We start from the raw sequence: 21,982 nt of genomic DNA on the forward strand, positions 1-21,982 counted from the left end.
AACATCTTGTAAAATGCTTAATGTTAACACTCTAGGGGGGATAATCGGTGAACATCGCAGTAAAGGCTTTATTAATCACCATAGGGACACTTTCAATAACCCTGGGAGTACTCGGAATCGTGGTTCCTCTTCTGCCGACCACACCGCTGATTCTGCTTGGCGCAGCCTGTTATGTAAAAGCATCAGAAAAACTATACCAAAAGCTAATCAGAAATAAATGGTTAGGCGGTTATATAAAGGATTTTCGTGAGAAAAACGGGATTACCTTAAAAAATAAGGTGTTAAGTCTTAGCTTGATGTGGATTTCGATATTGGGAACGATATTATTTTTAGAGGTTAATTTTTGGGTTGCTGCTGTCCTGATTGTTGTCGCTGTTACGGTAAGCGCTTATATTTTATCTTTTGATACTATTTGAAGCAGATAAAAATCACCCATTTATACGAGAATTCCGGGTATTTAAATTTATTTGCTTCAATAGTTTAGATAAAACAGTAAAATTTGTATCGTATGGCTAGCCTACATAATATCCGATTCTTGACTTAAACAGCTTTAATTTATACAATTATCTTGAATTCGAGATATATTTTTACTAGTATAGTGGATTATACAGAAGGCAGGTGCACAACAGGATGAAGAAAAAAACAGCTGGGATCCATCATATTTCGGCAATCGTAGGGAATCCGCAAGAAAATGTTGAATTTTATGCAGGTGTTCTAGGCCTGCGTTTAGTGAAAAAAACAGTCAATTTTGATGACCCTGAGACCTATCATTTATATTTTGGAAATGAGAATGGAACTCCAGGGACCATTATTACGTTCTTTCCATGGTCAGGTTCATATAAAGGAAGAATCGGTGATGGCCAGGTTGGGATCACGACCTATGTAGTACCAGAAGGAACTTTTCGGTTCTGGGAGAACAGGTTATCAGCCTTCGGCATTGATTGGGTAAGAACGGCCCGTTTTGGTGAACAGTATTTGAGCTTCGAGGACCCACATGGCCTTAAACTTGAACTTGTAGAACGAGAAGAAGGAAAAATGAATACCTGGGAGTTTGGCGGAGTTTCAAAAACAGAAGCAATCAAGGGATTTGGAGGCGCTGTTCTTTTTTCCTCGAATCCACAGCAAACAACAATATTGTTGGAAAATATCATGGGCTTTGACCGTTTTGATGAAGACGGTGACTTCATCAGGTTTAAATCTACAGGAGAAATCGGGAATACCATTGACTTGAAATCTACTCCGGGTATCCGTGGCTTGATGGGAATAGGTACAGTCCACCATATTGCCTGGAGAGCAACGGACGATCGTGATCAGCTTGATTGGAAAAGGCAACTAGAGGCGAATGGTTTTAGAGTAACCCCGGTCCAGGACAGAAATTATTTCAAAGCGATTTATTTCAGGGAGCACGGCGAAATCTTATTCGAAATAGCAACTGACCCTCCAGGCTTTGCCATTGATGAATCTCATGATAGGATGGGTGAAAGGCTCATGCTTCCGCAACAGTATGAGAAATATCGTGCGGAGCTGGAAGAATCATTAGATCCAATTGAAGTAAACGAGTTAGATAGATAGCTCTTTATAAAATGTTAGGAGAGTTGAAATGAAACATATTTATAAAAAAGGAACAAATACAAACAAACCGACTTTATTATTGCTTCATGGGACAGGTGGAAATGAAAATGATCTGCTCCCTTTGGCAAACATGATTGACCAGGAAGCATCTGTATTAAGTGTTCGCGGGAATATCCTTGAAAATGGAATGCCTCGTTTTTTCAGGAGGCTTGCTGATGGTGTCTTTGATGAAGAAGATTTGATCTTCCGCACACAGGAATTGCATGAGTTCTTGGATGAAGCATCGGAAAAATACGGTATTAGCCGCGATAATATAGTCGCGATTGGTTACTCAAATGGTGCCAATATTGCTGCTAGTTTACTTTTCCATTATAAGAATGCTCTTAAAGGAGCAATCCTCCACCATCCAATGGTGCCTAGAAGAGGGATTGAGCTTCCGGAATTGTCAGATACAGAGGTTTTTTTAGCTGCTGGAAAAAATGATCCAATCTGTCCTGCACGAGAGTCAGAGGAATTGAAATCATTATTGTCTAGCGCTAATGCCAGTGTAGAAATGCACTGGGAGAACAGCGGGCATCAATTGACACTAAGTGAGGTTGAGGCAGCCCGGGATTGGTATACAGGCAAATTTTAATTTAGTACACCATAAAGAAAGAGCAATGTGAGAACATTGCTCTTGGCTTTATTTCAGTGGGTCCGTAATTATTCTTTAGGAGATCACCTTTTGTACATTGACTGGTTCTCTCATTAATTCTACAAATATGCTGGCAAACTCTGGATCCCATTGTGAACCCCTACCATTTTCAATAATAGTAAGTGCTTTATCAAACGCCATCCCCCTACGATAAGGTCTGTTGGATGTCATTGCATCAAATGCATCGGCCACAGCTATTATTCTCCCAAAAAGAGGTATAGTGTCTCCTGAAATACCTTTTGGATACCCACGTCCATCATACCGTTCGTGGTGAAACATTATGCCTTCAATCACGGCATCCATGTCTGTAAACCCTTGTACCTGCTGAACGATATTGGCACCAATTACAGGATGCCTCTTTATCTCGGCAAATTCCTCATCTGACAATTTCCCGTCTTTTTGCAATATTTTATCTGAAATGCCAATCTTGCCAATATCGTGCAAGATTGCAGATTTCTTCAACAACGAAAGTTCATGTCCCGATAACCCGAATTTTTCTCCTATTAAAAATGAATAAGCTGCAACTCTTCCGGAATGTCCCGCAGTATAAGGATCACGGGCATCAAGTGCTGCCGATAAACTCTCTAGGAAACTCTCGAACATCAATTGGTTTTGTTTGTCCCGACTGTTGATTGCGTCAACCATGTGATTGAAGCCGCTGACTAAACCTGCGAATTCATCAGAATATAATTCAGCTGTTTTTGTAGTTAGATTACCTTGCTGTATATTTTTCATTGAATTCTGTAGTTGTATTATAGGCTGATGTACATCCAAAAATAACAATTTTGAACCAAAATAGGCAAAAGCCAGACCTATAAGGATAATTAAGGCAGCCCAGCTCCAGTAACTTTGGACAGATGACCTCAATATATCAAGCTTTACCTGAGTTGCTAGACCAAATAATAAAATGGGAAAGACGCTTATATAAAGAAAACTTAATTGGAATTTCCGCTTAATTGAAATAACACTTTTACCCTCAAGCGATAAAGACTCGTTAAAACGTTTTTCTGCTGTCTTGGATAGCTCCTTCAACAATGGCTGTATCGCTTTAATAGTCAGGAAAAACTCAATAATACTATGCATCCCAGCGACCAAGATTGCCCCAATCATTGCAAAGAATACAAATGTAAAAGGAATACTCAATAGCTCGATATGGATAAAGAATATTGACAAAACCACAGCCGGAGCTGATAGGCCGATTAAATGGGGACCCATTATTCTTTTGAAAGTCAGAATGGGAAAACTGTGCAGCCTGAAAAACGCAATTCGCAAAGTGTTCAAACTCAAAGAATCTTCTTCATATACCTTCAAAATCGGCTTGATATCCTTGGAAAAAGCAAAGTACTCTATGATAATCATAAAAAAGAATGAAATGCCTAAAATTACAGCCATGACAATAAATTCAATCGCAGAAAGTGTTAGAGTGAGGAAAATAAAGACTCCTCCCACTCCTAAAACAGCTAAGGTTGAGCCGAGGATATAATTATGTAAAAGTTGTTTCCTGAAATTCAAAAATGTTTCCAAACATACTTCTCCTTACTAAATGAGGTGTTTTGTTAATTATTAACTAATCCAATTTATCTGTAAAGAAAATTTCACATTTAAAAAGGGCTTATCGAGATGTTCATGGAACTTTTAGTATTAGGCAGAACTTTAATCAAAGGAGAGGTTAAATTGAAAACGATTGGAATGATCGGCGGTATGAGCTGGGAATCCTCGGCTGAATATTACCGGCAGATCAATGAGGGAGTAAAAAGGCAGCTTGGGGGTCTGCATTCTGCAAAAGTGATTTTATTCAGTGTTGATTTTGATGAAATCGAAAAATGCCAATCAGAGGGCAGATGGGATGAAGCGGGGCAGATATTAGGCGAAGCGGCATATTCACTGGAAAAGGCAGGGGCTGATTTTATTGTGATTTGTACTAATACAATGCATAAAGTGATAGACCAAATTTCAGAGAAAACAAGACTGCCAATTCTTCACATAGCGGATGAGACTGCAACGCAAATCAAGAAGCTAGGAATCAAAAAAATCGGTTTGCTTGGCACCAAGTATACAATGGAGCAGGATTTTTATAAATCTAGAATTTTATCTCAAAATATTGAGATATTAATTCCAGAAGAAAACGACAGGGGATTGATAAATAAGACAATTTTTAATGAATTATGCCTTGGAATTATCCAACAGTCTTCTAGGGAATATTTTAAGAGGATTATTGAAGATCTCGTTTCAGAAGGTGCAGAAGGCATCATTTTGGGCTGTACAGAAATCGGGCTTTTAATTAAGCAGGATGATGCACCGGTTACTCTATTTGACACCACGGAAATACATGCTCATGGAGCAGTACAAAAGGCGCTCGATATATAAAGGAAAATGGGCCAGAATTTCCGGCCCATTTTTCGTTGCGCTAATAGAATTGAAAGCTGCTTAAAAGAAAAATAAGAAACAAGAAAGTTACAGCACATGAAGAGTGCCAGCTGACTATTTTTTATAAATAGACAACATTGGAGAAATAAAAGGATTTAGGGGCATGGGACGTAAATAAATATTTATGGACCGAGGCATAAGGTACTCATTTTGAGCTTGCTTAAAGCAATTATACATGGCTTTACCGCCTGTTGAGTTCGCAGAGTGTATCGTGATTCGATTGGCGAATAGCTGTTTCTCGACCATTATTTTTACAAGCATCAACCCATTCCTGGTATAGCTTGCAAGGTCATGGTCTAACGACAAGTGGTCAATTTCATAGTTTTTCAAGAGAATGAGACATTCATCTATAGTTTCTGCCAAAACATAACCTTCAGGCGCCTGGCGGTAGTCATCTAGGAAAACACTGATTTCATTCATTTCTAGCTCTCCTTCCCAAAAGGGGGGTGACTAAGAAAAGTCGAACAACCCTAGATATTTATCATTCTCTCAAGCCTAACACACTTTTTAACATAAAGGGCGAAATACCACTTGGGAAATTCTTCTATGAAGTACTATCATTTTATTTCGGTCTTCAGCCTATTTAATACATTCCGGTGTACAGTGCCCCCGTTTCCTCTAAGAATGCCTAAGCAAGTACAGGTCTGTAAAACGACAAAATTTTAGAGAACCATTCAATAAAATGCAGGGATGTAAATGGTGTTGACTCCCTTACAAATATTGGAGATGTGAAAAACCCACGATTCTGATAATCGAGGGTTCATTTGGGGTTATTTATGATTTTTTAATACCTTAGCAAAAATACCGGGATGGGCAAGACTGATTGGATGCGATTTTAGATGTAGCACCTGAATGAAACGGCTGTATACATGTTCGTTATGAGAGCATGCCGCCACGACTCTTTTTACATACCATTGCAAAATTGGAAGGCCTAATGGTTTTCTTCCTCTAGTTGTTTGGAATCGAAAGTCTTCTGTTAAAGCGATCAGCCAGGGAATATCAAGAATCCTGCTAACTTTTTTATGATAACTTTTTGTTAGTAGGTTCTTGTTTAACCCCTGCATTAATAGTTCTCTTAAAGCCTTGGCTTCCATAGCAGCGAGGCTCATTCCCTGTGCAAATACAGGGTCAACCCGGCAAAAAGCGTCGCCAATTACCAACAAACCGGTTGGAAAATTTCTTTGTTTTTCAAAGTGATAACGACGCAGGGCAGGAAACCGGTAAACTTGTACATCCTCAGAGAGTGGTAATTCATTTTTTATCACTTCATAAAATTCAGGTTGTTCAAGTGTCCGTGCATATTCCAGGAAACTATCTAAATCTTTAGGCACTTCTTTCGTACCGTAGCCAATCAGTGTTACCAGCATACGATTTCCTTCGATAGGGGAAATCATGCCGCCACGTTCGACTTCTGGTGGATTGGGATAGGCGAGAAGACTGTGCCAATTGATAGATTTATGAGAAAATTTCGTAAAGATCATGCTAGCATAAAACAAATCTACCTTTATTTCTGTTTTGGCTGGAATGCCGTATCCTGAGTCTCTTAGCCATTGGTTATGGAGTGCGGCAGCACCTGATGCATCGATTACTAAATCCGCTAAAAGCTCCGTTACGGCTCCGTTTTTATCCTCGATGACAATAGTGTTCATTTCATCGTTATTGAATTTAAGATTCTGCACCTTGCAATCGAATCTGAAATTTAGATTCGGTATTTTTTCCAGTCTCTGCTGGGTCTGCCACTCAAGTAAAGGGCGGCTTTGCTGGCTAATGAACACGTTTGAATCAAATCGGATTTTTTGGGTACCGTGGTGTGACCATAATAGATCTCGCGCAAAGTCGGTTTTCTTGGCTCCATTTCGAGATAATTCCTGAAAGATTCCCGGGAAAAGCTCCTCTATAATCTCCTCTCCGCTTTTCAGCAAAACATGCCCCTGATTACCTTGCGGAACCCCTTTTCTATTAGTGACATGATCATTTTTCTTATCTTTTTCTATTAATATAACTTCTTTGAAAAACTCAGACAGTACACGTGCAGCCATCTTGCCCGCAATACCACCACCTACTACCACAGCTCTATTTCTGTTCATATTTTTCGAAAACATCCTTAGCCCCTATTCTCCTCATATTAATAGATATGTTGAATTATCTCCCTATAAGTTACAATAAACCTATGTATGACAAAAGCATCACACGGTAATTTTACATAAAGAGGTGTGGAAATGAAAGAGTTACAAGCATATACGAAGGATTATCAAAAAGAAATGGGCTGGGAAATCAATTCTGATAACTATGCCAAGAGCAGGGAATCACTCTTGAACAATTATTTACTGCTGACTACGGAAGTAGCAGAAGTGGCGGAAGAATTGAGGAAGACCTTTAACCTTACGCAAAGCAAGGTACAAGAGGGAATGGAAGAAGATGAGGCGTTTCTAATCGCCAAAGAAAGCATCAAACAGGATATAGGCAAAGAACTGGCTGATTGTCTTGCATATCTATTGAAGTTTTATAATTATTTTGATATAGATTTGGAAGAAAGCTTTTATGAAAAAATGTTAGAAGTACGGGTTCGGAAAAACAAAGATCTTTAGTCAAGGCTCTTTTCGTAAAATGTATTACTTTCTCAACGGAAAGTAAAAATCGGCACCTGGGTTTTTACGAGTATTATCGCAATTATTGTATAGAAGTCTCCTCGAAAAGAGCCTCCGATACCTTTTATAATATCGGTACAAGTACATGTTCGACAAAAATCAATCCAAATACAGAATTAGTCAATGATTTTTTTAGGGTCCTTAATGAATGGAGTTCAATTTTATGAATGAACAACAAATGGATAAATTGCTGAATATCAAGACAACTGGTGAACAAAGAGGGTTCATGACTTCATTGCATTACCATTGCTATGAACCCACTCCATATAGTGCGCTTGATTTATTTTTCGATGAATACAATATAAGCACTCATGATCATTTAGTCGACTTTGGATGTGGAAAAGGGCGGTTGAATTTTTATCTTAACCACCATTTCAACACAAATGTCGTCGGTGTTGAAATGAATGAAACATTCTACATGGAAGCTCTCGAAAATAAACAAAATTACTTAAAGAACTATCGAAATAGAGTAGAAAGAATCAATTTTTATTGTATCCTGGCAGAAGAATATGAAATTTCACCTGATGAAAACAAATTTTATTTCTTTAATCCTTTTACAGTTCAAATCCTGACCAATGTCGTAAAAAACATCATGATCTCTTTTGAACAATATCAAAGGGAAATCGATCTGATTTTATATTATCCATCTGAAGACTATATATTTTATTTGGAAAAGCAAACACCATTCGAGCTGGTATATGAAGTGAACCTGCCTGAAAACAATCCAAATGAGAGGTTTTTGGTTTATCGGTTGAATTTGTATAAGTAGATCTTATAAAAATATGAAGAAGGATGAGGCAGAGATTCATCTGGCGCCTGCCTGCTTCCTATATAACAGAAATGCCCCAGCAACATGCCGGGGCATAAAATAATTATTTTAGGCTTTGAGGATGGTTATCATCAGCCAGTTGTGCTGCTTTTGCATTAAGTTCCACCTGTTCTGGTGTCTTGCAGCCAGGAATTACTGCAGTGACTGCGGGGTGTTTCAATACCCATGATAATGCCCACGTGGCCATTGAAACACCTTCTGGGACTTCGTTTTGATGGATTTCTTCGACTTGTTTGAGTAGTTTCGCTGTTTCTTCGCTGTCATGTTTGGAGCGAACATCATCAGTATTGAAGGTCGCACCTGGTTTATATTTACCGCTTAAATATCCGCTTGCCAGCGGAACCCGTGCTAGTACTCCCAGATTTTGATTTTGGCTAGAAGGGAATATGTTTTCCTCAGGCTTACGGTCAAGTCGGTTGTAGACGACCTGGATTGCACCTGCGTTCACGTCAGAAGCGTGGTCAGTTTGGTAACTTTCTTCATTCGAACGCAGTGAGATTCCCAGGTTGCGGATTTTTCCTTTTTCCACTTGTTTATCGAGCATTGTCCATAGTTCGTCGTTGTTGAATTCCTCATCTGTGCATGAATGAGCCTGATATAAATCTATGTATTCAGTGCTTAGTGCCTTCAAAGAAGCATCCAGCTGCTTTAGTACTTCATTTGCACTCCAGTGACGTGTCCTTTCAAAATTACTATGAAAATGATGACCGAATTTAGTTGCCACAATCCAGTCCTCACGATTGTTCCGGCTCAGATAATCTCCAATAAGACTTTCAGATAAATGATCACCATAACATTCGGCTGTATCGAGGAAGTTGATTCCTTTTTCATTTGCTTTGTCCAGGATCGCATCGACCTCATATTGTCCGAAATCCTTTCCCCATTCACCGCCATACTGCCAGGTTCCGATTCCAACTACAGATATATCAAGGTTTGTATTGCCTAAGCGTCTGTACTTCATTCCATCACCCCTAAAATATTTTACGTCTATCTTAACACTTGTACGTTTTGAACAAAACTATGTTGCACAAATACAAGTATTGATTATACAAAACAAGGAAATCGAATTATTTTAGAGGAATTCAAACACTGGTCGAAGAAAATATTATAGATTACGCATTGACAAGGGGGAAACGCAATGGAAGAAAAAGTGTTGAAAGCCATCCAGGATGAATATCCTGAGGATTTTGCGTGGTGTTATGGATGCGGGAGGATGAATGAGCACGGGCATCATTTCCGGACAGGCTGGGATGGGGACAAGACTATATCAATCTACAATCCCAAAAAAGAACATATGGCTCTGCCTGGTTTCGTCTACGGCGGAGTCATTGGCTCTTTTGTTGATTGCCACGGCACCGGTTCGGCTGCACTCTACCTACATCGGAAAAATGGATATGAACCAGGAGACGGGGCAGAACCGCCAAGATTTGTAACAGCATCCTTGCATGTCGATTTTATGAAGCCGACTCCTCAGGGAACAGCATTAAAAGCAATAGGGACTGTACATGAGATTCATCCCAAAAAATATCGAGTCGAAACAGAAGTGTATGCCGGGGAAACACTGTGTGCTAAAGGAGAAATTATCGCTGTTGTAATGCCAGATACATTTACAGCAAAATAAAAGTCTTAAAAAAAGACCCTGATATCAGTCAGGGTCTTGATCTTGTTACTTAACAGGTTCAAGCATTGTGGTAGGCAGGTATCCTTCCTCACTGGAATCTTTCATCTTTACCTTGGTTCGTCTAATCTCTCTTTCTAAAATTTCTGCTTCACTGCCTTGCTTGATTTCTTTAACTTTATTATCCTGTACGATCTTGTCCACACCTTCTACATCGTTAATTTCAATCAATTGATAGAGCTCATCATATGCTTCCGGTGTAAGTGCGAGGTAGGCATCTTTTTGTACAGTAGCCTGATCGCCGGCCTGGAGAGTGTTGTCTTTAACTTCTTGTTCACTTTCTTTATACGTATCTTTCATGTTCTGAATGATTCCCGGAGCCTCTTCTTTCACTTTATCCACTACTTCTTTTGATTTTTTCTCCGTCGCTTGAGCAGCATTCTTTGTTTCCTCTTCTAACTCTTTTGCACCTTGTTCTGCCTCATCACTGTTGCAGCCAGTGATGAGCAAAACTGCCAATCCTGCAGGTATAAACAATTTATTTAATGAAAATGACATAAGTATATCCTCCTGATTCAACTGCTTTTATACTGTAGGATACCACTGAAGTTGTCTTATAAAACATTCGCAATAGTGTCGACAAATTTTGTGTTATAACCAATAATAACCTTATGAATAGTTTATGGAGGACTTTGCACATGAACATGCATGCTAGATTATCAGCTTTTGAAGGAGCACAAAAGTTTGTGGAGGAGCGCTTCCCGGACTGTGACGCAGCACTGCTGGCGGGAAGTGTAACCAGGGGAGAAGCAACTGTTACATCTGACTTGGATATCGTGATATTCGGTAAGGATATCCCTTCAGCGTACAGAGAGTCATTAATTGCTTATGGATGGCCGATTGAGGTTTTCGTCCATAATTTACAGTCCTATAAGCTTTTTTTTGAGAGTGATGTAAAAAGGGCGAGACCAAGCTTGCCGCGAATGGTTGCAGAAGGAACTGTTATAAAGAAAAGCGATTTCTTGCCGGAATTAATTGGTGAAGCTAAAAGGATAATCGAGCAAGGACCAGAGGTGTGGAACAAGAAAGAGATCGAGTTTAAACGATATTTTATTACCGATACGCTTGATGATTTCATTGGATCGACCAACGAGGCGGAAGAACTCTTCATTGCAGGCACACTGGCTGAACAGTTGCAGGAATTTGTTTTAAGGACAAACAAATGTTGGGTCGGTAAATCAAAATGGGTAGTAAGGGAATTAAATCACTATGACCCCGTTTTTTCTGGAAAATTTGTAGAAGCATTTTCACAGTATTACAGAACAGGTAACAAAAAGTTGGTCGTAGAAATGGCCGAAATGGTCTTAGAACCCTTCGGGGGAAGGTTATTTGATGGCTTTTCTGTAAAGTAGACAAAAGCAGCCTAAATTGAGGCTGCTTTTATCCTTTACTAGGGATTTTCACTTCCAACAAGGGCGACTTAAAGATCTTGAATGTGCCCTTAATCATTCATGCCTTAAAAGAAAATAGGAGCAATATAGCAGATATTCCCTGGATACACAGACTGAAAAGGGCAAAGAAGATCATCGTTTCTTGTTCTGAGGCAATGGTACCAGGAAGACCGCAAATAGCTGGGTTTTTTACCACCACTCCCAGCATCGTTCCCATAATTGCGCTTATGCCCCCGTTATAAATCCCTGCAATCAATGATTGCGCATTCAACATTGAGCCAAATAAAAAACCGATCGTGAGACCCAGTAAAATGTTAAGCACACCAACAATTTCTAAATGGTTAGGGAAAAGTAATATGAGATTTAGTGAAGCAACTAGTCCCAGTGTGCTGCTGGCAAAATAGGAAACTGTATATCCGAACCTGTCACTAAACAGCAATCTCGATTTAAGAATTACATAATAAAGCGAGGCTCCAATTAATAAATTGATGAAGGTTATGGAGATTAATAAAATCTGCATAAGACATCCCCTCCAGATTACTGAATCAGGTTTTGTAGACCGAGGAGGCCGCTATGCAAAAAGAGCTGAGAATGAAAATCTCGATCATGATTAAGAACATAACCCCTTCATATGCGGCAGCTCCGACCATAGGCGCCATGATTCCCATCATTAGCCCAGTTATATAACCAGACAATAAAGTTTGATAGTCAAAGAGGTTGCCAAACAAGATTCCTGAAATAGCACCTATGATCACCGAAATCAAGGTCGCTTCCAAAAAGTAAAAAGGATACAAGTTAATAAAAATAATCCCTGTCCCGAGAGCCACCCCTCCAGCAACCACCATGGTTATGTTCATTCCTAAATGAAATCCGATTCGTTTTCTACGATGGTAGAGAAAGATATATAGAACGTATGCGGACAAGAAATTAATTGGATAAAAAATCACAATCCATTCCGGCATGACACATCACCTCTCCTGTTCAATGTATTCATAACTGAAGATGAGGTGTTTGAATTTTTTGCCAATTACTTTGACGTTTATGATATTTGCCTCATATGATAATGGGAAAATTCGTTCGAAAGGGGGCAATTTGTTGAGAACAGGTATGCGTCATTCGGATTATTTGAAAAATCTGTTAGAGGACAGAAGGAATGAAGTCAGGCACATTGATCCTATTCATGAAGTCGGAAATCAAATCACTTCTCCACCAAGTGCAACACCACTAGAAGAGAATAAAATCATAGCCGAATACCTGGAACAAAAAAACCTTCACACACTGGCGAATGCTGTTCCTGAATTTAAGAAGACTTTGATTTTAAAGAAATTCTTTAAGATGAAACGGAATCAAGAAGTAGTAGTCTATATTGAACATCAAGGTACTACTAAGGAAACCTCAGGGAAGGTCAATGCGATTGGAAGAGATTTTGTCATACTGACGAATTTAAAGGACCGGATCTGGATCCCATATAAAACGATATTATCAGCAAATTCTCCATCCGGAGTGCCGACCTATGAAAATGCCCATCAAAATTTCATCTATGATAATGACTTAAAACGAAAACTGACTACGAATTTTGGTGAAACAGTTGCCAAACGGGATGTATTAATCCACCAATTTCTCGAAGAATCCCTTAGGGGCAACCTTGAGAGATGGAAAGGAGTATGGGTCAAAGCTGTTACTCCAGAAGAAACGGTCTGGGGTAAAATCGTCTCGGTAACTGAAGAAAGTGTTTTATTACAATCTGGTAGCTCAAATAGACAAATTGCTTTCGATGATTTATCACATCTCATTTCTGTCCGCCTTTTTAACCGGGTACTTTTAATGGGAAAGAACGTGTTAACAACTTTATTCCGATAAGGTCCCTATTTCATAACACCTCTGATTTACGAGAAAGGGTGAAAAAAATGCATGACTTTCAAATAAAATCATTATCGCCTGTTTCAAATGCCGCTAAAGTCAATGACCCTTTATTTGATTTTTTTTACAAGCATATGGGCAAGCAAATTCTGGTTATTACGGAATCATCACAACTAAATATATTGGGGCAAACATTCAGGCCGATTTTTTGCGGAAAGATAGCTGAAGTTGAACCTGGCCATTTAACGCTCATACCCGTAACAATCAAAATCTTGAATGCACCGTTTCATAAATTTCCAATTCCAATATCTATTCCTTTTGAAAAAATTGCCCATTTTACAACTGATGTCGATTGTTCTATGAGAATACCGTTAGTTTGAATATAAAGGTAAGGAGGCGTGATTTCTTATGTCCGTAGACTATTCAAAAATGACAGATGTAAATCAAATCCATGACTCAGCCATTTTGGAACACTTCAGAAATGGAATTGGCCACAAAACGCTGGTAATTTCTCCATCCTATCCGTATATGTTCGTTGGCATAATCAAGGAATTGATCGGTAATACTGTAATGATTGATGTTGAGACCACACACTTTGCTCAATTAGAAAACCGCGAATGGTACATTCACATTCATAATATTGAAGTTTTCTATATTGAAAGGCCAGGTGCGCCTAAAATACCAAAGCTCGAGGACTATTAGATACCTATGAAGGGGGGAAATACATGTTACGAAAATATCATGTTGTCGGAATTTCAACGAGAATAGTAGTGAATACGTTCGGTGATCACAATCCTAATGGAAGAATATATGTCTTGAAGGAAAATGAGTCAAAGCTTAAAGACCTCGTTCGAAAGAACCCTTATAAGCCAATTGATTTAGTTCAACCGTTAGCTATTCGTGCCAACGAAGGGGATATAGTTGAAATACTTTTTGAAAACCAGCTTCCTTTTTCAGCAGGAATGCACTTCCAGGAAGCTGATTATAATGTTCTGTCATCCGACGGAGCGGATGCAGGTTATAACCCAGATACAACGGTAGAACCAGGAGGGAAGATTGTTTACCGGATTAATGCTAGTCAGGAAGGTATCTACTTCTTCACCGACCTCGGAAATGTTTCAAGCACGGAACAAGGGTCAAGTGTCCAGGGATTATTCGGTGCGCTGCTTGTCCAAAAAAGGGGCTCTAGCTGGACTGATCCTGTTACGGGCGGTCCAATCGATAGTGGTGTGTATGCTGACATACACCATCCTTTTCTGCCATCATTCAGAGAGTACGCCTGGTTCTTCAATGATGAAATGGAAATTAAGGATCTGACGGGGAATCGACCATTCAACCCAATGACCAATCAGGAAGCTGAATCCTTCCATGGAGTGAATCTTCGCTATGAGCCTATGACAAACCGAAAAAGATTGATCGAGGCGGGAGTTGTATGCCCGGATTGTGATTCAGAAGAAGTCCACCATGACTCATGGGTGTTTGGTGATCCCGCCACTCCAATATTAAGGGGGTATGTAGGGGACCCGGCAGTCATCAGGCTGATTCATGGAGGGGTAAAAGAAACTCATGTATTTCACTACCATGTCCATCAATGGCTGGGTGATTCCAGCAATATTAATGCGGAAATTCTAGATGCCCAATCCATTAGCCCGCAAACACATTATTCAATTCAGCCGCTTTACGGATTAGGGAGCCTGCATGGTGCCATTGGAGATTCCATCATCCATTGCCACCTGTACCCACATTTCGGCATAGGCATGTGGGGAATCAACAGGGTTTTTAATACACTACAGGATGGAAGCCAATGTTATCCGAATGGTGTTCGTATTGATGCTCTAAAACCTCTGCCAGACCGTCCTGCACCACCAAAGCCAACTCCTGAAAAGCCAGGATTCCCTAATTTCATACCAGGAAAAGTCGGTTACAAAGCTCCAAGGCCGCCACTAGGCATTGTTGGAGGCCGGGAGATGACTGAACTGGAACGGAATGCAGCGATTCCAAATCCCCGTCCGGGAGCAGTTTTTGTTGACCCTTGCCTAGACCAGGATCCAGTGGTAGTCGAATTCAATGTATCGGCTATTGAGATGCCCGTAGTCTATAACAAACAGGGCTGGCATGATCCGAAGGCAAGATTTTATGTGATGGATGAAGATCTGGATGATATTCTTTCTGGAAAAAAAGAACCTGAGCCGCTAGTCTTCCATGTTCCAGCCGGTACATGTATAAGGATGAACTATACAAATCGTATGCCTCATATTTTAGACGGTGATGCATTCCAGCTTGTGACAAGGACGTATGAAAATGGTTTTCACATTCACTTTGTAAAATTTGATGTCCTTGCCTGCGATGGAGGAAATGTAGGCTGGAATTATGACAGTGCTGTTCTTCCTGGCCAGACCATTCGCTATGAGTGGTATGCGGAAACCGAATTAAAAGCGTTTTTCTTCCATGACCATCTATTTGCTAACTCGCACCAGCAGCATGGCGTTTTCGGAGCAGGCGTGATTCAGCCGCGATTCTCAAAATTCTTTGATTCGAGAACAGGTGATGAGGTGGACCATGGAACGCAGATTTCAGTAGAACACCCGTTAATCCCGGATTATCGTGACCAGACTCTTTTCGTCCATGATTTTGCCCTTCTATTCGATAAGAACGGCCTCCCAATCCAGCCGCCAAGGTATCCTGGATCCGAGGATGACCCAGGTGTTTTTGGTGTCAATTATAAATGTGAACCTTTGAAGTTCAGGCTTGGTGAAGATAGTGATCCCGCCTATTCCTTCAGTTCCTATGTACATGGTGACCCTGTAACACCAATACTAAAAGCCTATGAAGGAGATCCGATCAGAATCAGGCTCTTGCAGGGAGCGCATGAGGAATCGCACAGCTTTAATATCCATGGTTTAAGGTGGAAAGAAGAACGTCCAGATCTTGGCTCATCCATGAAAGCGCAGCAGCATATCGGGATTTCTGAGTCGTTTACTTTTGAGACTGAGATACCTGCCTCCGGGGATTATCTTTGGGCTTTTGAAGATGAAGAGGATGTATGGCTTGGGACATGGGGTTTAATCCGGGCGTATAACTCAAAAATGGATGATTTAATCGTATTGGCTGACCGAGAAGCTCTGCCGCAAGGATCCGCTGAAACACCAAAGCCAACAGGCAAACCGCCTGAAAAAGCAAATCCTCTTGCCAGTCTTCCGCCAGGAGCTTATAAGGGTTCACCAGTTAAGAAGTTCGAGGTAGTCGCCTTTCAGACACCGATTCAATATAATTCTTATGGCGATCATGACCCATATGGAATTATTTTCGCTTTAAAAGAGGATATAGAAGACATTCTCTCTGGAAAAAAGAATCCGGTGCCACTAATCTTAAGGGCAAATGTCGGTGATCTTGTAGAGGTAACGCTGACAAGTGAGCTGAAAAAAGAACTCTTTCCATTTGAAGATGGAATTCATCCTTACCCTCCGGTAAAAGAACAATCTTTTTATCCGCCTTCACTAAGGATATCACTCCATACTAGCCTGCTGAATTATGATGTAAAGACATCCAGTGGAGATACAGTAGGTTTCAATCCGGACCAGACTGTCGGTCCCGGTGAGACAATCACTTATAGATGGTTTGTTGATGGCCAGTTTGGAATGTGTTCTATGTGGGACATGGCCGATTTGCGAAATCACCGTTCGTTTGGAACATTTGGTGCTTTTATTGCCGAATCCAGGTTTACAACATACCTGGACCCTCACAGCCTGGAAAAAGTAAATACAGGCGAAAATGTGATCCTTCGTCACCCTTTGCTACCTGCTACAAGAGAATTCGTCCTCATATTGCACGATGGTGTAAGACTGGAGGACAAAGCTGGAAAGGTAATCATTGACCCGATGGATGGGGTTATACCAGATACTGAGGTGCTAGAAGAGGTCGATACGTATGATTATGGTTCAAGGGGATTTAACTACCGGAGTGAGAGGTTGATCAATCGTTACAAGGATCACCCGGTATTGCACGAGCTGTTTTCATCAGAAATTTTCGGGGATCCTGCGACACCTTTATTCGAAGCTTATCCGGGCGAGGCAGTGGTTATACGGATTACCACTCCAGCAGAAAGGCGAAGATCTCATACTTTCCACCTTCACGGACATTATTGGAAATTCGACAGTAAAGATCTTGATTCTCGTATTCAGTCATTTATAGGCCATATGGTTACTGGCCATACTGATGACTTGCGCTTGATTGGTGGCGCAGGAGGAGTTTTCAATTTCCCTGGTGATTACTTGTACCGGTCCGGCAATATCCGTTGGGACATAGAATTGGGTATGTGGGGGATCTTCCGTGTTCACAAGGATACGAAGCAAAATCTGCCACGGCTTGAGGAAGTTAAAGGGGAGTGGGACGATGAAAAAAAGGCATAAAATTGAAATGCCAGTTGAGGAGTCTTCAAGCCATGAGTTGATGGAAAGCAGTTCCTCCTCAGCAAACAGCCCAGAAGATGATTTCTGTTTCCCTGATGATTGTCCTGAAAGAATCGAAACTCCAAAAATCCCTTCGCCGACATCTTGTATGCCTGAAGGTCGGTTGCACGAACTTGAAGAAAAAATCGATGGGGCCAATCGCATGCTATTGGATCTCGGTCTATCAAATGAGCAATCTGAACTTGGCCGGAGGATTTTATTCGATGGCCTGGCAGGGCAAATGGTGAAGATTAAAATAAACTGTTCAGATCATGATGAGACCAATTCAGAAGCTAGTCTAGCAGATCCAATTGAGGAAGTAATAAACAAGAAGACAGAGAGGAAAAAGCGTTCCAAAAAGAAACGGCTTGCCAAGAAGAAGCGCAAGCATAGGTATAAAAAGAAGAAGTTGGGCAAAAATTTCCTGGAGGGATTTGTAAAGTTAGTTGGCAGTGATTTTGTCCAGCTTGAGAAAAACAGAGAGACATTCATTATACCTTTCAATAAAATTTGTCTGGTTTTATCTAAAAAGCCGTATCACCCACCTAGAACTACAGCACCTTTACTCGATATCGATTCATGTTTCCGGAGGGACCTGACCTTTAATTTTGGAGAAACAGTCGCTCATGACCCTGAACTGATCCAGATTTTTTTCAGGATTAAGTTATCAATGTACCTGAAAACCATTGCTGATGAAAAATTAACGATTTATACAAGTTCAGGAAAGGAAAAAGGTATATTAAAAGGCTATGAAAATGGGAATGTCAATCTAGACAACCAGGAAGGGACGGTTAGAAGTATACCCTTAACTTTCTTCTGCTATCTGAAAAAAACTTGATCATCAATCAAAAAACGCCTGATATTGAGCTTAGGCGTTTTCTTCTTGAACCTTTTCAAACCAGTTGATCGTGTCAAACGGGATCATCTTATATTTCTTTTTTGAGTGGTTTTGTCTGCTCTTGTGGATGACTACTTCCACAAAATCTGTTCCAACAAAGGAAATCCTTCCATTGATTTTTTTAAACCTACTGTCACATTCTGTCCCAATGATAACTTTGCATCCGATATATCCTCGCAATACAGCTGCCATTTTGTGACGCAAACCGCCCAGGCGGACGCTGAAATGCCTGCTGCATAAATCTCGATCAGCGAAATTATAGCGACGGTCGAAAATAACCGGGACACAATCATCTTTATAGCTATGGCAATATCCATGATGCGAACTTGATTCCATCTCTTCCAAGGTTGGGCAATCTGCTTGTGAGCCAAATGAAAAGGCTGACTCAACATCCTGGCAATGTGGATGGTCGCAGTCATGGAATTCATGAGAATTCTGTTCAAAGTAATCTTGGCTTCTTGAAAAATAAGCCCCAATATCCATTTGTATCCTCCTTTTTAGTTTCGTGAAATAGGTGCCTGTATTTATTTTATTCCGGAAAAAGATTTTCGAATGAGTAAGATGCCCTGTTGGTAAACTTCAACATGTAAAGTATTCTATAATAAGGAGTAATTATATTGGTTTGGCTATTTCCAATTGCGGAAAAAATAAAAGTCGAGATAGGAAGGATAATATGAATGAATTACTAAAGAAATTGCGATATAAACAGGATCCTGCCATTGTCATGAATGCCCCGGACGAATACCAGTCTCTAATTGAAGAGTCAGACAGTGAGAGCGATAAAATGGAATTTTTGCTTTTGTTCGTGAACAGCAGTGAGGAAGTTAAGAATTGGTTTCCGAAGGCCCTTTCGGTTCTGAAAGAAGGTGCTATCTTCTGGATTGCCTTCCCAAAGAAAAGTTCAAAAGTTAAAACAGACATTAATCGCGACACATTATTTAGTCTGGTTCAGGAACTATCTGACTATAGAGCCGTCAGCAATGTCTCCATGGACGAAAAATGGTCAGCTCTCAGGTTCAGGCATCAGGACCTAGTAAAATTTAAAAAGTGATGCATATAATAATCTTTCCTTTTATAAAATGTATGGTAAAATAGAAAAGTCAAAATTACATATTCCGTTCTGACGGAAGAGGTTCTAGCTACCCTCTCAAAAAAACTAAGGGAAAACAGTACTGCTGTCTTAGTGGTACTGTTTTTTCTGTTGCAAAGGAGTATTTGTTATGAAAAACGAAAAAGCTGTTGTCGTGTTCAGCGGCGGACAGGATAGTACGACGTGCTTGTTTTGGGCCATGAAGGAATTTGGAGAAGTTGAAGCAGTCACTTTCGATTATAACCAGCGGCATCGGACAGAAATACAATGCGCAGAAGAAATCGCAAGCGAGCTTGGAATCAAGCACCATGTTCTCGATATGAGTCTGCTTAACCAACTTGCGCCTAATGCACTCACCCGAAAAGATATCGAGGTACGGGATGGGGAAGAAGGAGAGCTGCCTTCAACCTTTGTACCGGGGAGAAATCTATTGTTTTTATCCTTTGCTGGAGTGCTTGCAAGTCAAGTGAATGCAAAGCACATCGTAACAGGTGTATGCGAAACCGACTTTAGCGGCTATCCAGATTGCCGTGACGTGTTCATAAAATCATTAAATGTAACTCTTAACCTATCAATGGACCAGAACTTTGTCATCCATACACCATTAATGTGGCTGAATAAGGCACAAACCTGGAAGATGGCTGATGATCTGGACGCTTTTGAATTTGTCCGATCCAGGACATTGACTTGCTATAACGGAATCATTGCAGATGGATGTGGAATTTGCCCAGCCTGCAAGTTGCGAAAAAGAGGTCTGGATGAGTACCTGGAAGGAGATGTTTCTTGATGTACGAATTCAGGATCGTCGACCAGCTTCAGAAAATAGATAAAGATATTCAGAGAGAGCAATTAAAATATCATTCTAAGCGTGTGCTTGTCAGTAAGGAATTTACCTTTGATGCCGCGCATCACCTCCATGAATATGAGGGCAAATGTAAAAACCTCCACGGCCATACTTATAGAGTCATATTCGGCTTAAGTGGTTTTGTCGATGCCCGTGGATTGATGATTGATTTTGGTGACATAAAGGATATTTGGAAATCAGAAATAGAAATATATCTAGATCATAGATACTTGAATGGAACTTTGCCGCCGATGAATACAACTGCTGAAAACATGGTAGCTTGGATTTATGAAAAAATGGCTGAAGCGTTGGCAAATAGACAGCATTTATACCAGGGTGCAAGGGTTGAGTTTGTGAAACTCTATGAAACTCCAACTAGTTATGCTGAAGCAAAAAGGGAGTGGATGGAGATTGACTAAGATTCCTGTGATGGAGATTTTCGGACCGACGATTCAGGGAGAGGGAATGGTCATCGGGCAAAAGACAATGTTTGTTCGTACGGCAGGGTGTGACTATTCCTGTGCCTGGTGTGACTCATCCTTTACATGGGATGGATCTGGAAAGGACTTGGTCAGGCAAATGGATGCTGATGAAATCTGGAGTGAACTGAGAGCATCGGGGGGAGAGGGTTTTTCATATGTCACTATCTCAGGTGGAAATCCTGCTCTCATTAAAAATCTTTCTGGATTGGTTGAATTATTAAAGGAAAACCAGATCAGCATTTGCCTGGAGACGCAGGGAAGCAAATGGCAGGATTGGTTTTTGAAAATTGACGCACTGACCCTTTCACCCAAACCGCCAAGTTCAGGAATGAAAACGGATTTTGAAGTTTTGGACCAAATCGTAGAAGGTCTGGAAGAGAACGGCTCTATAAAAAACGCCAGCCTGAAAATAGTCGTATTTGATGAAATTGACTATGAATTTGCCAAACGGGTACATCAGCGTTATCCAGACTTGGCGTTTTTTTTACAGGTAGGAAATGACGACATTGCAACAGAAGACCAGATGAAGTTAATGTCATTGTTGGTCGAGAAATATGAATGGCTGATTAATAAGGTTATGTGTGACGTGGAAATGCACAATGTAAGAGTCCTTCCGCAGCTTCATGTCTATGTTTGGGGAAATAAAAGAGGGGTTTAGACTAACAGGAGGTAAGATCATGAGAATCTTTTTATACTTAATTTCAATTGTTACTGCCAACGTGATTACTGCGGCGTTTGCACCGCTGCAATTTGGCATGTTCATTGTGCCCATGGGAACATTACTGATAGGGGCCACCTTCATTTTCCGTGACCTTGTGCAGAATAAGTACGGCCGTACGAGAACTTATATGTTCATCGGTTTAGCACTCGTTCTTTCAGCTATCGTTTCATATATTCTTGGAGATACACTTACGATCGTCTTTGCTTCGGCATTGAGCTTCGCTATTGCTGAGACAACCGATACTGAAATTTACACAAGACTTAAGCTTCCAATGAGCTGGAGAGTATTCTATAGCGGATTAGTTGGCGGCCTGCTGGATTCAATCATATTTGTCGTGATTGGATTGAGTCCAATTGGGGCAAACTTCCTTCCATGGGAAGCCGTCCCTGCCGCGATTTTA

26 protein-coding genes and 1 riboswitch are annotated in these 21,982 nt (G+C 40.5%); of the genes, 18 read left to right on the forward strand and 8 right to left on the reverse strand.

The annotated features are described in order from the left end of the window. The first annotated feature begins 47 nt into the window (after positions 1-47). The 3 genes from ACH0QE_RS17080 (at position 48) to ACH0QE_RS17090 (ending at position 2,206) form a co-directional block, all read left to right on the forward strand. A complete protein-coding gene (locus tag ACH0QE_RS17080) occupies positions 48-416 on the forward strand; it encodes a YbaN family protein (RefSeq protein WP_415801770.1) in 369 nt (122 codons plus the stop codon). Between the two features lie 214 nt (positions 417-630). Then, complete coding sequence (locus tag ACH0QE_RS17085) at positions 631-1,572, forward strand: ring-cleaving dioxygenase (RefSeq protein ID WP_415801771.1); 942 nt, start codon at positions 631-633, stop codon at positions 1,570-1,572. Between the two features lie 28 nt (positions 1,573-1,600). Beyond that, complete coding sequence (locus ACH0QE_RS17090; protein WP_415801772.1) at positions 1,601-2,206, forward strand: alpha/beta hydrolase; 606 nt, start codon at positions 1,601-1,603, stop codon at positions 2,204-2,206. Between the two features lie 75 nt (positions 2,207-2,281). Here ACH0QE_RS17090 and ACH0QE_RS17095 read toward each other — a convergent pair whose 3' ends face one another. Further along, on the reverse strand, positions 2,282-3,790 hold the full coding sequence (locus ACH0QE_RS17095; RefSeq protein ID WP_415801773.1) for an HD domain-containing phosphohydrolase: 1,509 nt from the start codon (positions 3,788-3,790) through the stop codon (positions 2,282-2,284). Between the two features lie 150 nt (positions 3,791-3,940). Between ACH0QE_RS17095 and ACH0QE_RS17100 the strand changes: the two genes are divergently transcribed. Further along, positions 3,941-4,633, forward strand: a complete 693-nt coding sequence (locus ACH0QE_RS17100; RefSeq protein WP_415801774.1) for an aspartate/glutamate racemase family protein — start codon at positions 3,941-3,943, stop codon at positions 4,631-4,633. Between the two features lie 114 nt (positions 4,634-4,747). On the opposite strand, the gene ACH0QE_RS17105 is transcribed toward ACH0QE_RS17100, so the two are convergent. Together ACH0QE_RS17105 and ACH0QE_RS17110 are read right to left on the reverse strand one after the other, a co-directional pair. Further along, positions 4,748-5,113 (reverse strand): cyclic-phosphate processing receiver domain-containing protein, encoded by a 366-nt coding sequence (locus ACH0QE_RS17105; protein ID WP_415801775.1) that lies wholly within the window; start codon positions 5,111-5,113, stop codon positions 4,748-4,750. A gap of 350 nt (positions 5,114-5,463) precedes the next feature. Continuing rightward, positions 5,464-6,795: an FAD-dependent oxidoreductase gene (locus ACH0QE_RS17110; RefSeq protein ID WP_415801776.1), complete on the reverse strand. Its 1,332-nt coding sequence runs from the start codon at positions 6,793-6,795 to the stop codon at positions 5,464-5,466. A 117-nt stretch (positions 6,796-6,912) separates the two neighbouring features. On the opposite strand from ACH0QE_RS17110, the gene ACH0QE_RS17115 reads away from it, so the two are divergent. Together ACH0QE_RS17115 and ACH0QE_RS17120 are read left to right on the forward strand one after the other, a co-directional pair. Then, entirely contained in the window at positions 6,913-7,281 is a 369-nt protein-coding gene (locus ACH0QE_RS17115) for a MazG nucleotide pyrophosphohydrolase domain-containing protein (protein WP_415801777.1), read from the forward strand. A 223-nt stretch (positions 7,282-7,504) separates the two neighbouring features. Next, positions 7,505-8,110, forward strand: coding sequence for a methyltransferase (locus tag ACH0QE_RS17120; protein WP_415801778.1), 606 nt, complete (start codon positions 7,505-7,507; stop codon positions 8,108-8,110). Positions 8,111-8,213: 103 nt separating this feature from the next. On the opposite strand, the gene ACH0QE_RS17125 is transcribed toward ACH0QE_RS17120, so the two are convergent. Next, positions 8,214-9,131 carry an aldo/keto reductase gene (locus ACH0QE_RS17125; RefSeq protein ID WP_415801779.1) on the reverse strand — a complete coding sequence of 306 codons (918 nt, stop codon included), beginning with the start codon at positions 9,129-9,131 and terminating at the stop codon, positions 8,214-8,216. 177 nt (positions 9,132-9,308) lie between these two features. On the opposite strand from ACH0QE_RS17125, the gene ACH0QE_RS17130 reads away from it, so the two are divergent. Next, positions 9,309-9,791, forward strand: coding sequence for a PaaI family thioesterase (locus ACH0QE_RS17130; RefSeq protein ID WP_415801780.1), 483 nt, complete (start codon positions 9,309-9,311; stop codon positions 9,789-9,791). A 45-nt stretch (positions 9,792-9,836) separates the two neighbouring features. Here the strand turns inward: ACH0QE_RS17130 and ACH0QE_RS17135 are convergent, their stop codons facing one another. After that, complete coding sequence (locus ACH0QE_RS17135; RefSeq protein ID WP_415801781.1) at positions 9,837-10,346, reverse strand: hypothetical protein; 510 nt, start codon at positions 10,344-10,346, stop codon at positions 9,837-9,839. Between the two features lie 140 nt (positions 10,347-10,486). Between ACH0QE_RS17135 and ACH0QE_RS17140 the strand changes: the two genes are divergently transcribed. Continuing rightward, a complete protein-coding gene (locus tag ACH0QE_RS17140; protein WP_415801782.1) occupies positions 10,487-11,200 on the forward strand; it encodes a nucleotidyltransferase domain-containing protein in 714 nt (237 codons plus the stop codon). Positions 11,201-11,297: 97 nt separating this feature from the next. On the opposite strand, the gene ACH0QE_RS17145 is transcribed toward ACH0QE_RS17140, so the two are convergent. Together ACH0QE_RS17145 and ACH0QE_RS17150 are read right to left on the reverse strand one after the other, a co-directional pair. Beyond that, positions 11,298-11,759 (reverse strand): hypothetical protein, encoded by a 462-nt coding sequence (locus ACH0QE_RS17145; RefSeq protein ID WP_415801783.1) that lies wholly within the window; start codon positions 11,757-11,759, stop codon positions 11,298-11,300. 25 nt (positions 11,760-11,784) lie between these two features. Next, the gene (locus tag ACH0QE_RS17150; protein WP_415801784.1) at positions 11,785-12,201 is read right to left on the reverse strand and encodes a hypothetical protein; all 417 of its coding nucleotides are present in this window, start codon (positions 12,199-12,201) and stop codon (positions 11,785-11,787) included. 133 nt (positions 12,202-12,334) lie between these two features. Between ACH0QE_RS17150 and ACH0QE_RS17155 the strand changes: the two genes are divergently transcribed. From ACH0QE_RS17155 to ACH0QE_RS17175, 5 genes are read left to right on the forward strand one after another with little or no spacing between them, the layout of a single operon-like run. Beyond that, a complete protein-coding gene (locus tag ACH0QE_RS17155; protein WP_415801785.1) occupies positions 12,335-13,099 on the forward strand; it encodes a hypothetical protein in 765 nt (254 codons plus the stop codon). 47 nt (positions 13,100-13,146) lie between these two features. Beyond that, positions 13,147-13,479, forward strand: a complete 333-nt coding sequence (locus tag ACH0QE_RS17160) for a hypothetical protein (protein WP_415801786.1) — start codon at positions 13,147-13,149, stop codon at positions 13,477-13,479. 28 nt (positions 13,480-13,507) lie between these two features. Beyond that, positions 13,508-13,801, forward strand: coding sequence for a hypothetical protein (locus ACH0QE_RS17165; protein WP_415801787.1), 294 nt, complete (start codon positions 13,508-13,510; stop codon positions 13,799-13,801). Positions 13,802-13,824: 23 nt separating this feature from the next. Continuing rightward, positions 13,825-17,508, forward strand: coding sequence for a multicopper oxidase domain-containing protein (locus ACH0QE_RS17170; protein WP_415801788.1), 3,684 nt, complete (start codon positions 13,825-13,827; stop codon positions 17,506-17,508). Beyond that, positions 17,492-18,385, forward strand: a complete 894-nt coding sequence (locus tag ACH0QE_RS17175; RefSeq protein ID WP_415801789.1) for a hypothetical protein — start codon at positions 17,492-17,494, stop codon at positions 18,383-18,385. Before ACH0QE_RS17170 ends, ACH0QE_RS17175 begins: the two co-directional genes overlap by 17 nt. Before the next feature lie 30 nt (positions 18,386-18,415). Here the strand turns inward: ACH0QE_RS17175 and ACH0QE_RS17180 are convergent, their stop codons facing one another. Beyond that, positions 18,416-18,928 carry a hypothetical protein gene (locus ACH0QE_RS17180; protein ID WP_415801790.1) on the reverse strand — a complete coding sequence of 171 codons (513 nt, stop codon included), beginning with the start codon at positions 18,926-18,928 and terminating at the stop codon, positions 18,416-18,418. Positions 18,929-19,118: 190 nt separating this feature from the next. Between ACH0QE_RS17180 and ACH0QE_RS17185 the strand changes: the two genes are divergently transcribed. From ACH0QE_RS17185 to ACH0QE_RS17205, 5 genes are all read left to right on the forward strand, one after another. Further along, positions 19,119-19,496 carry a hypothetical protein gene (locus ACH0QE_RS17185; protein ID WP_415801791.1) on the forward strand — a complete coding sequence of 126 codons (378 nt, stop codon included), beginning with the start codon at positions 19,119-19,121 and terminating at the stop codon, positions 19,494-19,496. A gap of 72 nt (positions 19,497-19,568) precedes the next feature. Beyond that, positions 19,569-19,611, forward strand: a riboswitch (PreQ1 riboswitch). 54 nt (positions 19,612-19,665) lie between these two features. Continuing rightward, positions 19,666-20,322 (forward strand): 7-cyano-7-deazaguanine synthase QueC, encoded by a 657-nt coding sequence (queC, locus tag ACH0QE_RS17190; protein ID WP_415801792.1) that lies wholly within the window; start codon positions 19,666-19,668, stop codon positions 20,320-20,322. Further along, positions 20,322-20,798 (forward strand): 6-carboxytetrahydropterin synthase QueD, encoded by a 477-nt coding sequence (gene queD, locus ACH0QE_RS17195; RefSeq protein WP_415801793.1) that lies wholly within the window; start codon positions 20,322-20,324, stop codon positions 20,796-20,798. The genes queC and queD overlap by 1 nt, the downstream gene beginning before the upstream one ends. Further along, a complete protein-coding gene (gene queE / locus ACH0QE_RS17200) occupies positions 20,791-21,519 on the forward strand; it encodes a 7-carboxy-7-deazaguanine synthase QueE (RefSeq protein ID WP_415801795.1) in 729 nt (242 codons plus the stop codon). The genes queD and queE overlap by 8 nt, the downstream gene beginning before the upstream one ends. A gap of 19 nt (positions 21,520-21,538) precedes the next feature. Then, positions 21,539-21,982 (forward strand): VUT family protein (locus tag ACH0QE_RS17205; RefSeq protein WP_415801796.1); only part of this gene is annotated, 444 nt, incomplete at its 3' end.

The sequence above is a fragment of the Mesobacillus sp. genome (assembly GCF_047739415.1).
Classification (GTDB): Bacteria; Bacillota; Bacilli; order Bacillales; family Cytobacillaceae; genus Mesobacillus.

Excerpts from the sequence above, each read along its gene's own strand:
- ACH0QE_RS17085 (WP_415801771.1), top strand. The coding sequence starts at position 631 with ATGAAGAAAAAAACAGCTGGGATCCATCATATTTCGGCAATCGTAGGG.
- ACH0QE_RS17090 (WP_415801772.1), top strand. The coding sequence starts at position 1,601 with ATGAAACATATTTATAAAAAAGGAACAAATACAAACAAACCGACTTTA.
- ACH0QE_RS17105 (WP_415801775.1), bottom strand. The coding sequence starts at position 5,113 with ATGAATGAAATCAGTGTTTTCCTAGATGACTACCGCCAGGCGCCTGAA.
- ACH0QE_RS17110 (WP_415801776.1), bottom strand. The coding sequence starts at position 6,795 with ATGTTTTCGAAAAATATGAACAGAAATAGAGCTGTGGTAGTAGGTGGT.
- ACH0QE_RS17115 (WP_415801777.1), top strand. The coding sequence starts at position 6,913 with ATGAAAGAGTTACAAGCATATACGAAGGATTATCAAAAAGAAATGGGC.
- ACH0QE_RS17120 (WP_415801778.1), top strand. The coding sequence starts at position 7,505 with ATGAATGAACAACAAATGGATAAATTGCTGAATATCAAGACAACTGGT.
- ACH0QE_RS17125 (WP_415801779.1), bottom strand. The coding sequence starts at position 9,131 with ATGAAGTACAGACGCTTAGGCAATACAAACCTTGATATATCTGTAGTT.
- ACH0QE_RS17130 (WP_415801780.1), top strand. The coding sequence starts at position 9,309 with ATGGAAGAAAAAGTGTTGAAAGCCATCCAGGATGAATATCCTGAGGAT.
- ACH0QE_RS17135 (WP_415801781.1), bottom strand. The coding sequence starts at position 10,346 with ATGTCATTTTCATTAAATAAATTGTTTATACCTGCAGGATTGGCAGTT.
- ACH0QE_RS17140 (WP_415801782.1), top strand. The coding sequence starts at position 10,487 with ATGAACATGCATGCTAGATTATCAGCTTTTGAAGGAGCACAAAAGTTT.
- ACH0QE_RS17145 (WP_415801783.1), bottom strand. The coding sequence starts at position 11,759 with ATGCAGATTTTATTAATCTCCATAACCTTCATCAATTTATTAATTGGA.
- ACH0QE_RS17150 (WP_415801784.1), bottom strand. The coding sequence starts at position 12,201 with ATGCCGGAATGGATTGTGATTTTTTATCCAATTAATTTCTTGTCCGCA.
- ACH0QE_RS17160 (WP_415801786.1), top strand. The coding sequence starts at position 13,147 with ATGCATGACTTTCAAATAAAATCATTATCGCCTGTTTCAAATGCCGCT.
- ACH0QE_RS17165 (WP_415801787.1), top strand. The coding sequence starts at position 13,508 with ATGTCCGTAGACTATTCAAAAATGACAGATGTAAATCAAATCCATGAC.
- ACH0QE_RS17170 (WP_415801788.1), top strand. The coding sequence starts at position 13,825 with ATGTTACGAAAATATCATGTTGTCGGAATTTCAACGAGAATAGTAGTG.
- ACH0QE_RS17175 (WP_415801789.1), top strand. The coding sequence starts at position 17,492 with ATGAAAAAAAGGCATAAAATTGAAATGCCAGTTGAGGAGTCTTCAAGC.
- ACH0QE_RS17180 (WP_415801790.1), bottom strand. The coding sequence starts at position 18,928 with ATGGATATTGGGGCTTATTTTTCAAGAAGCCAAGATTACTTTGAACAG.
- ACH0QE_RS17185 (WP_415801791.1), top strand. The coding sequence starts at position 19,119 with ATGAATGAATTACTAAAGAAATTGCGATATAAACAGGATCCTGCCATT.
- queC (WP_415801792.1), top strand. The coding sequence starts at position 19,666 with ATGAAAAACGAAAAAGCTGTTGTCGTGTTCAGCGGCGGACAGGATAGT.
- queD (WP_415801793.1), top strand. The coding sequence starts at position 20,322 with ATGTACGAATTCAGGATCGTCGACCAGCTTCAGAAAATAGATAAAGAT.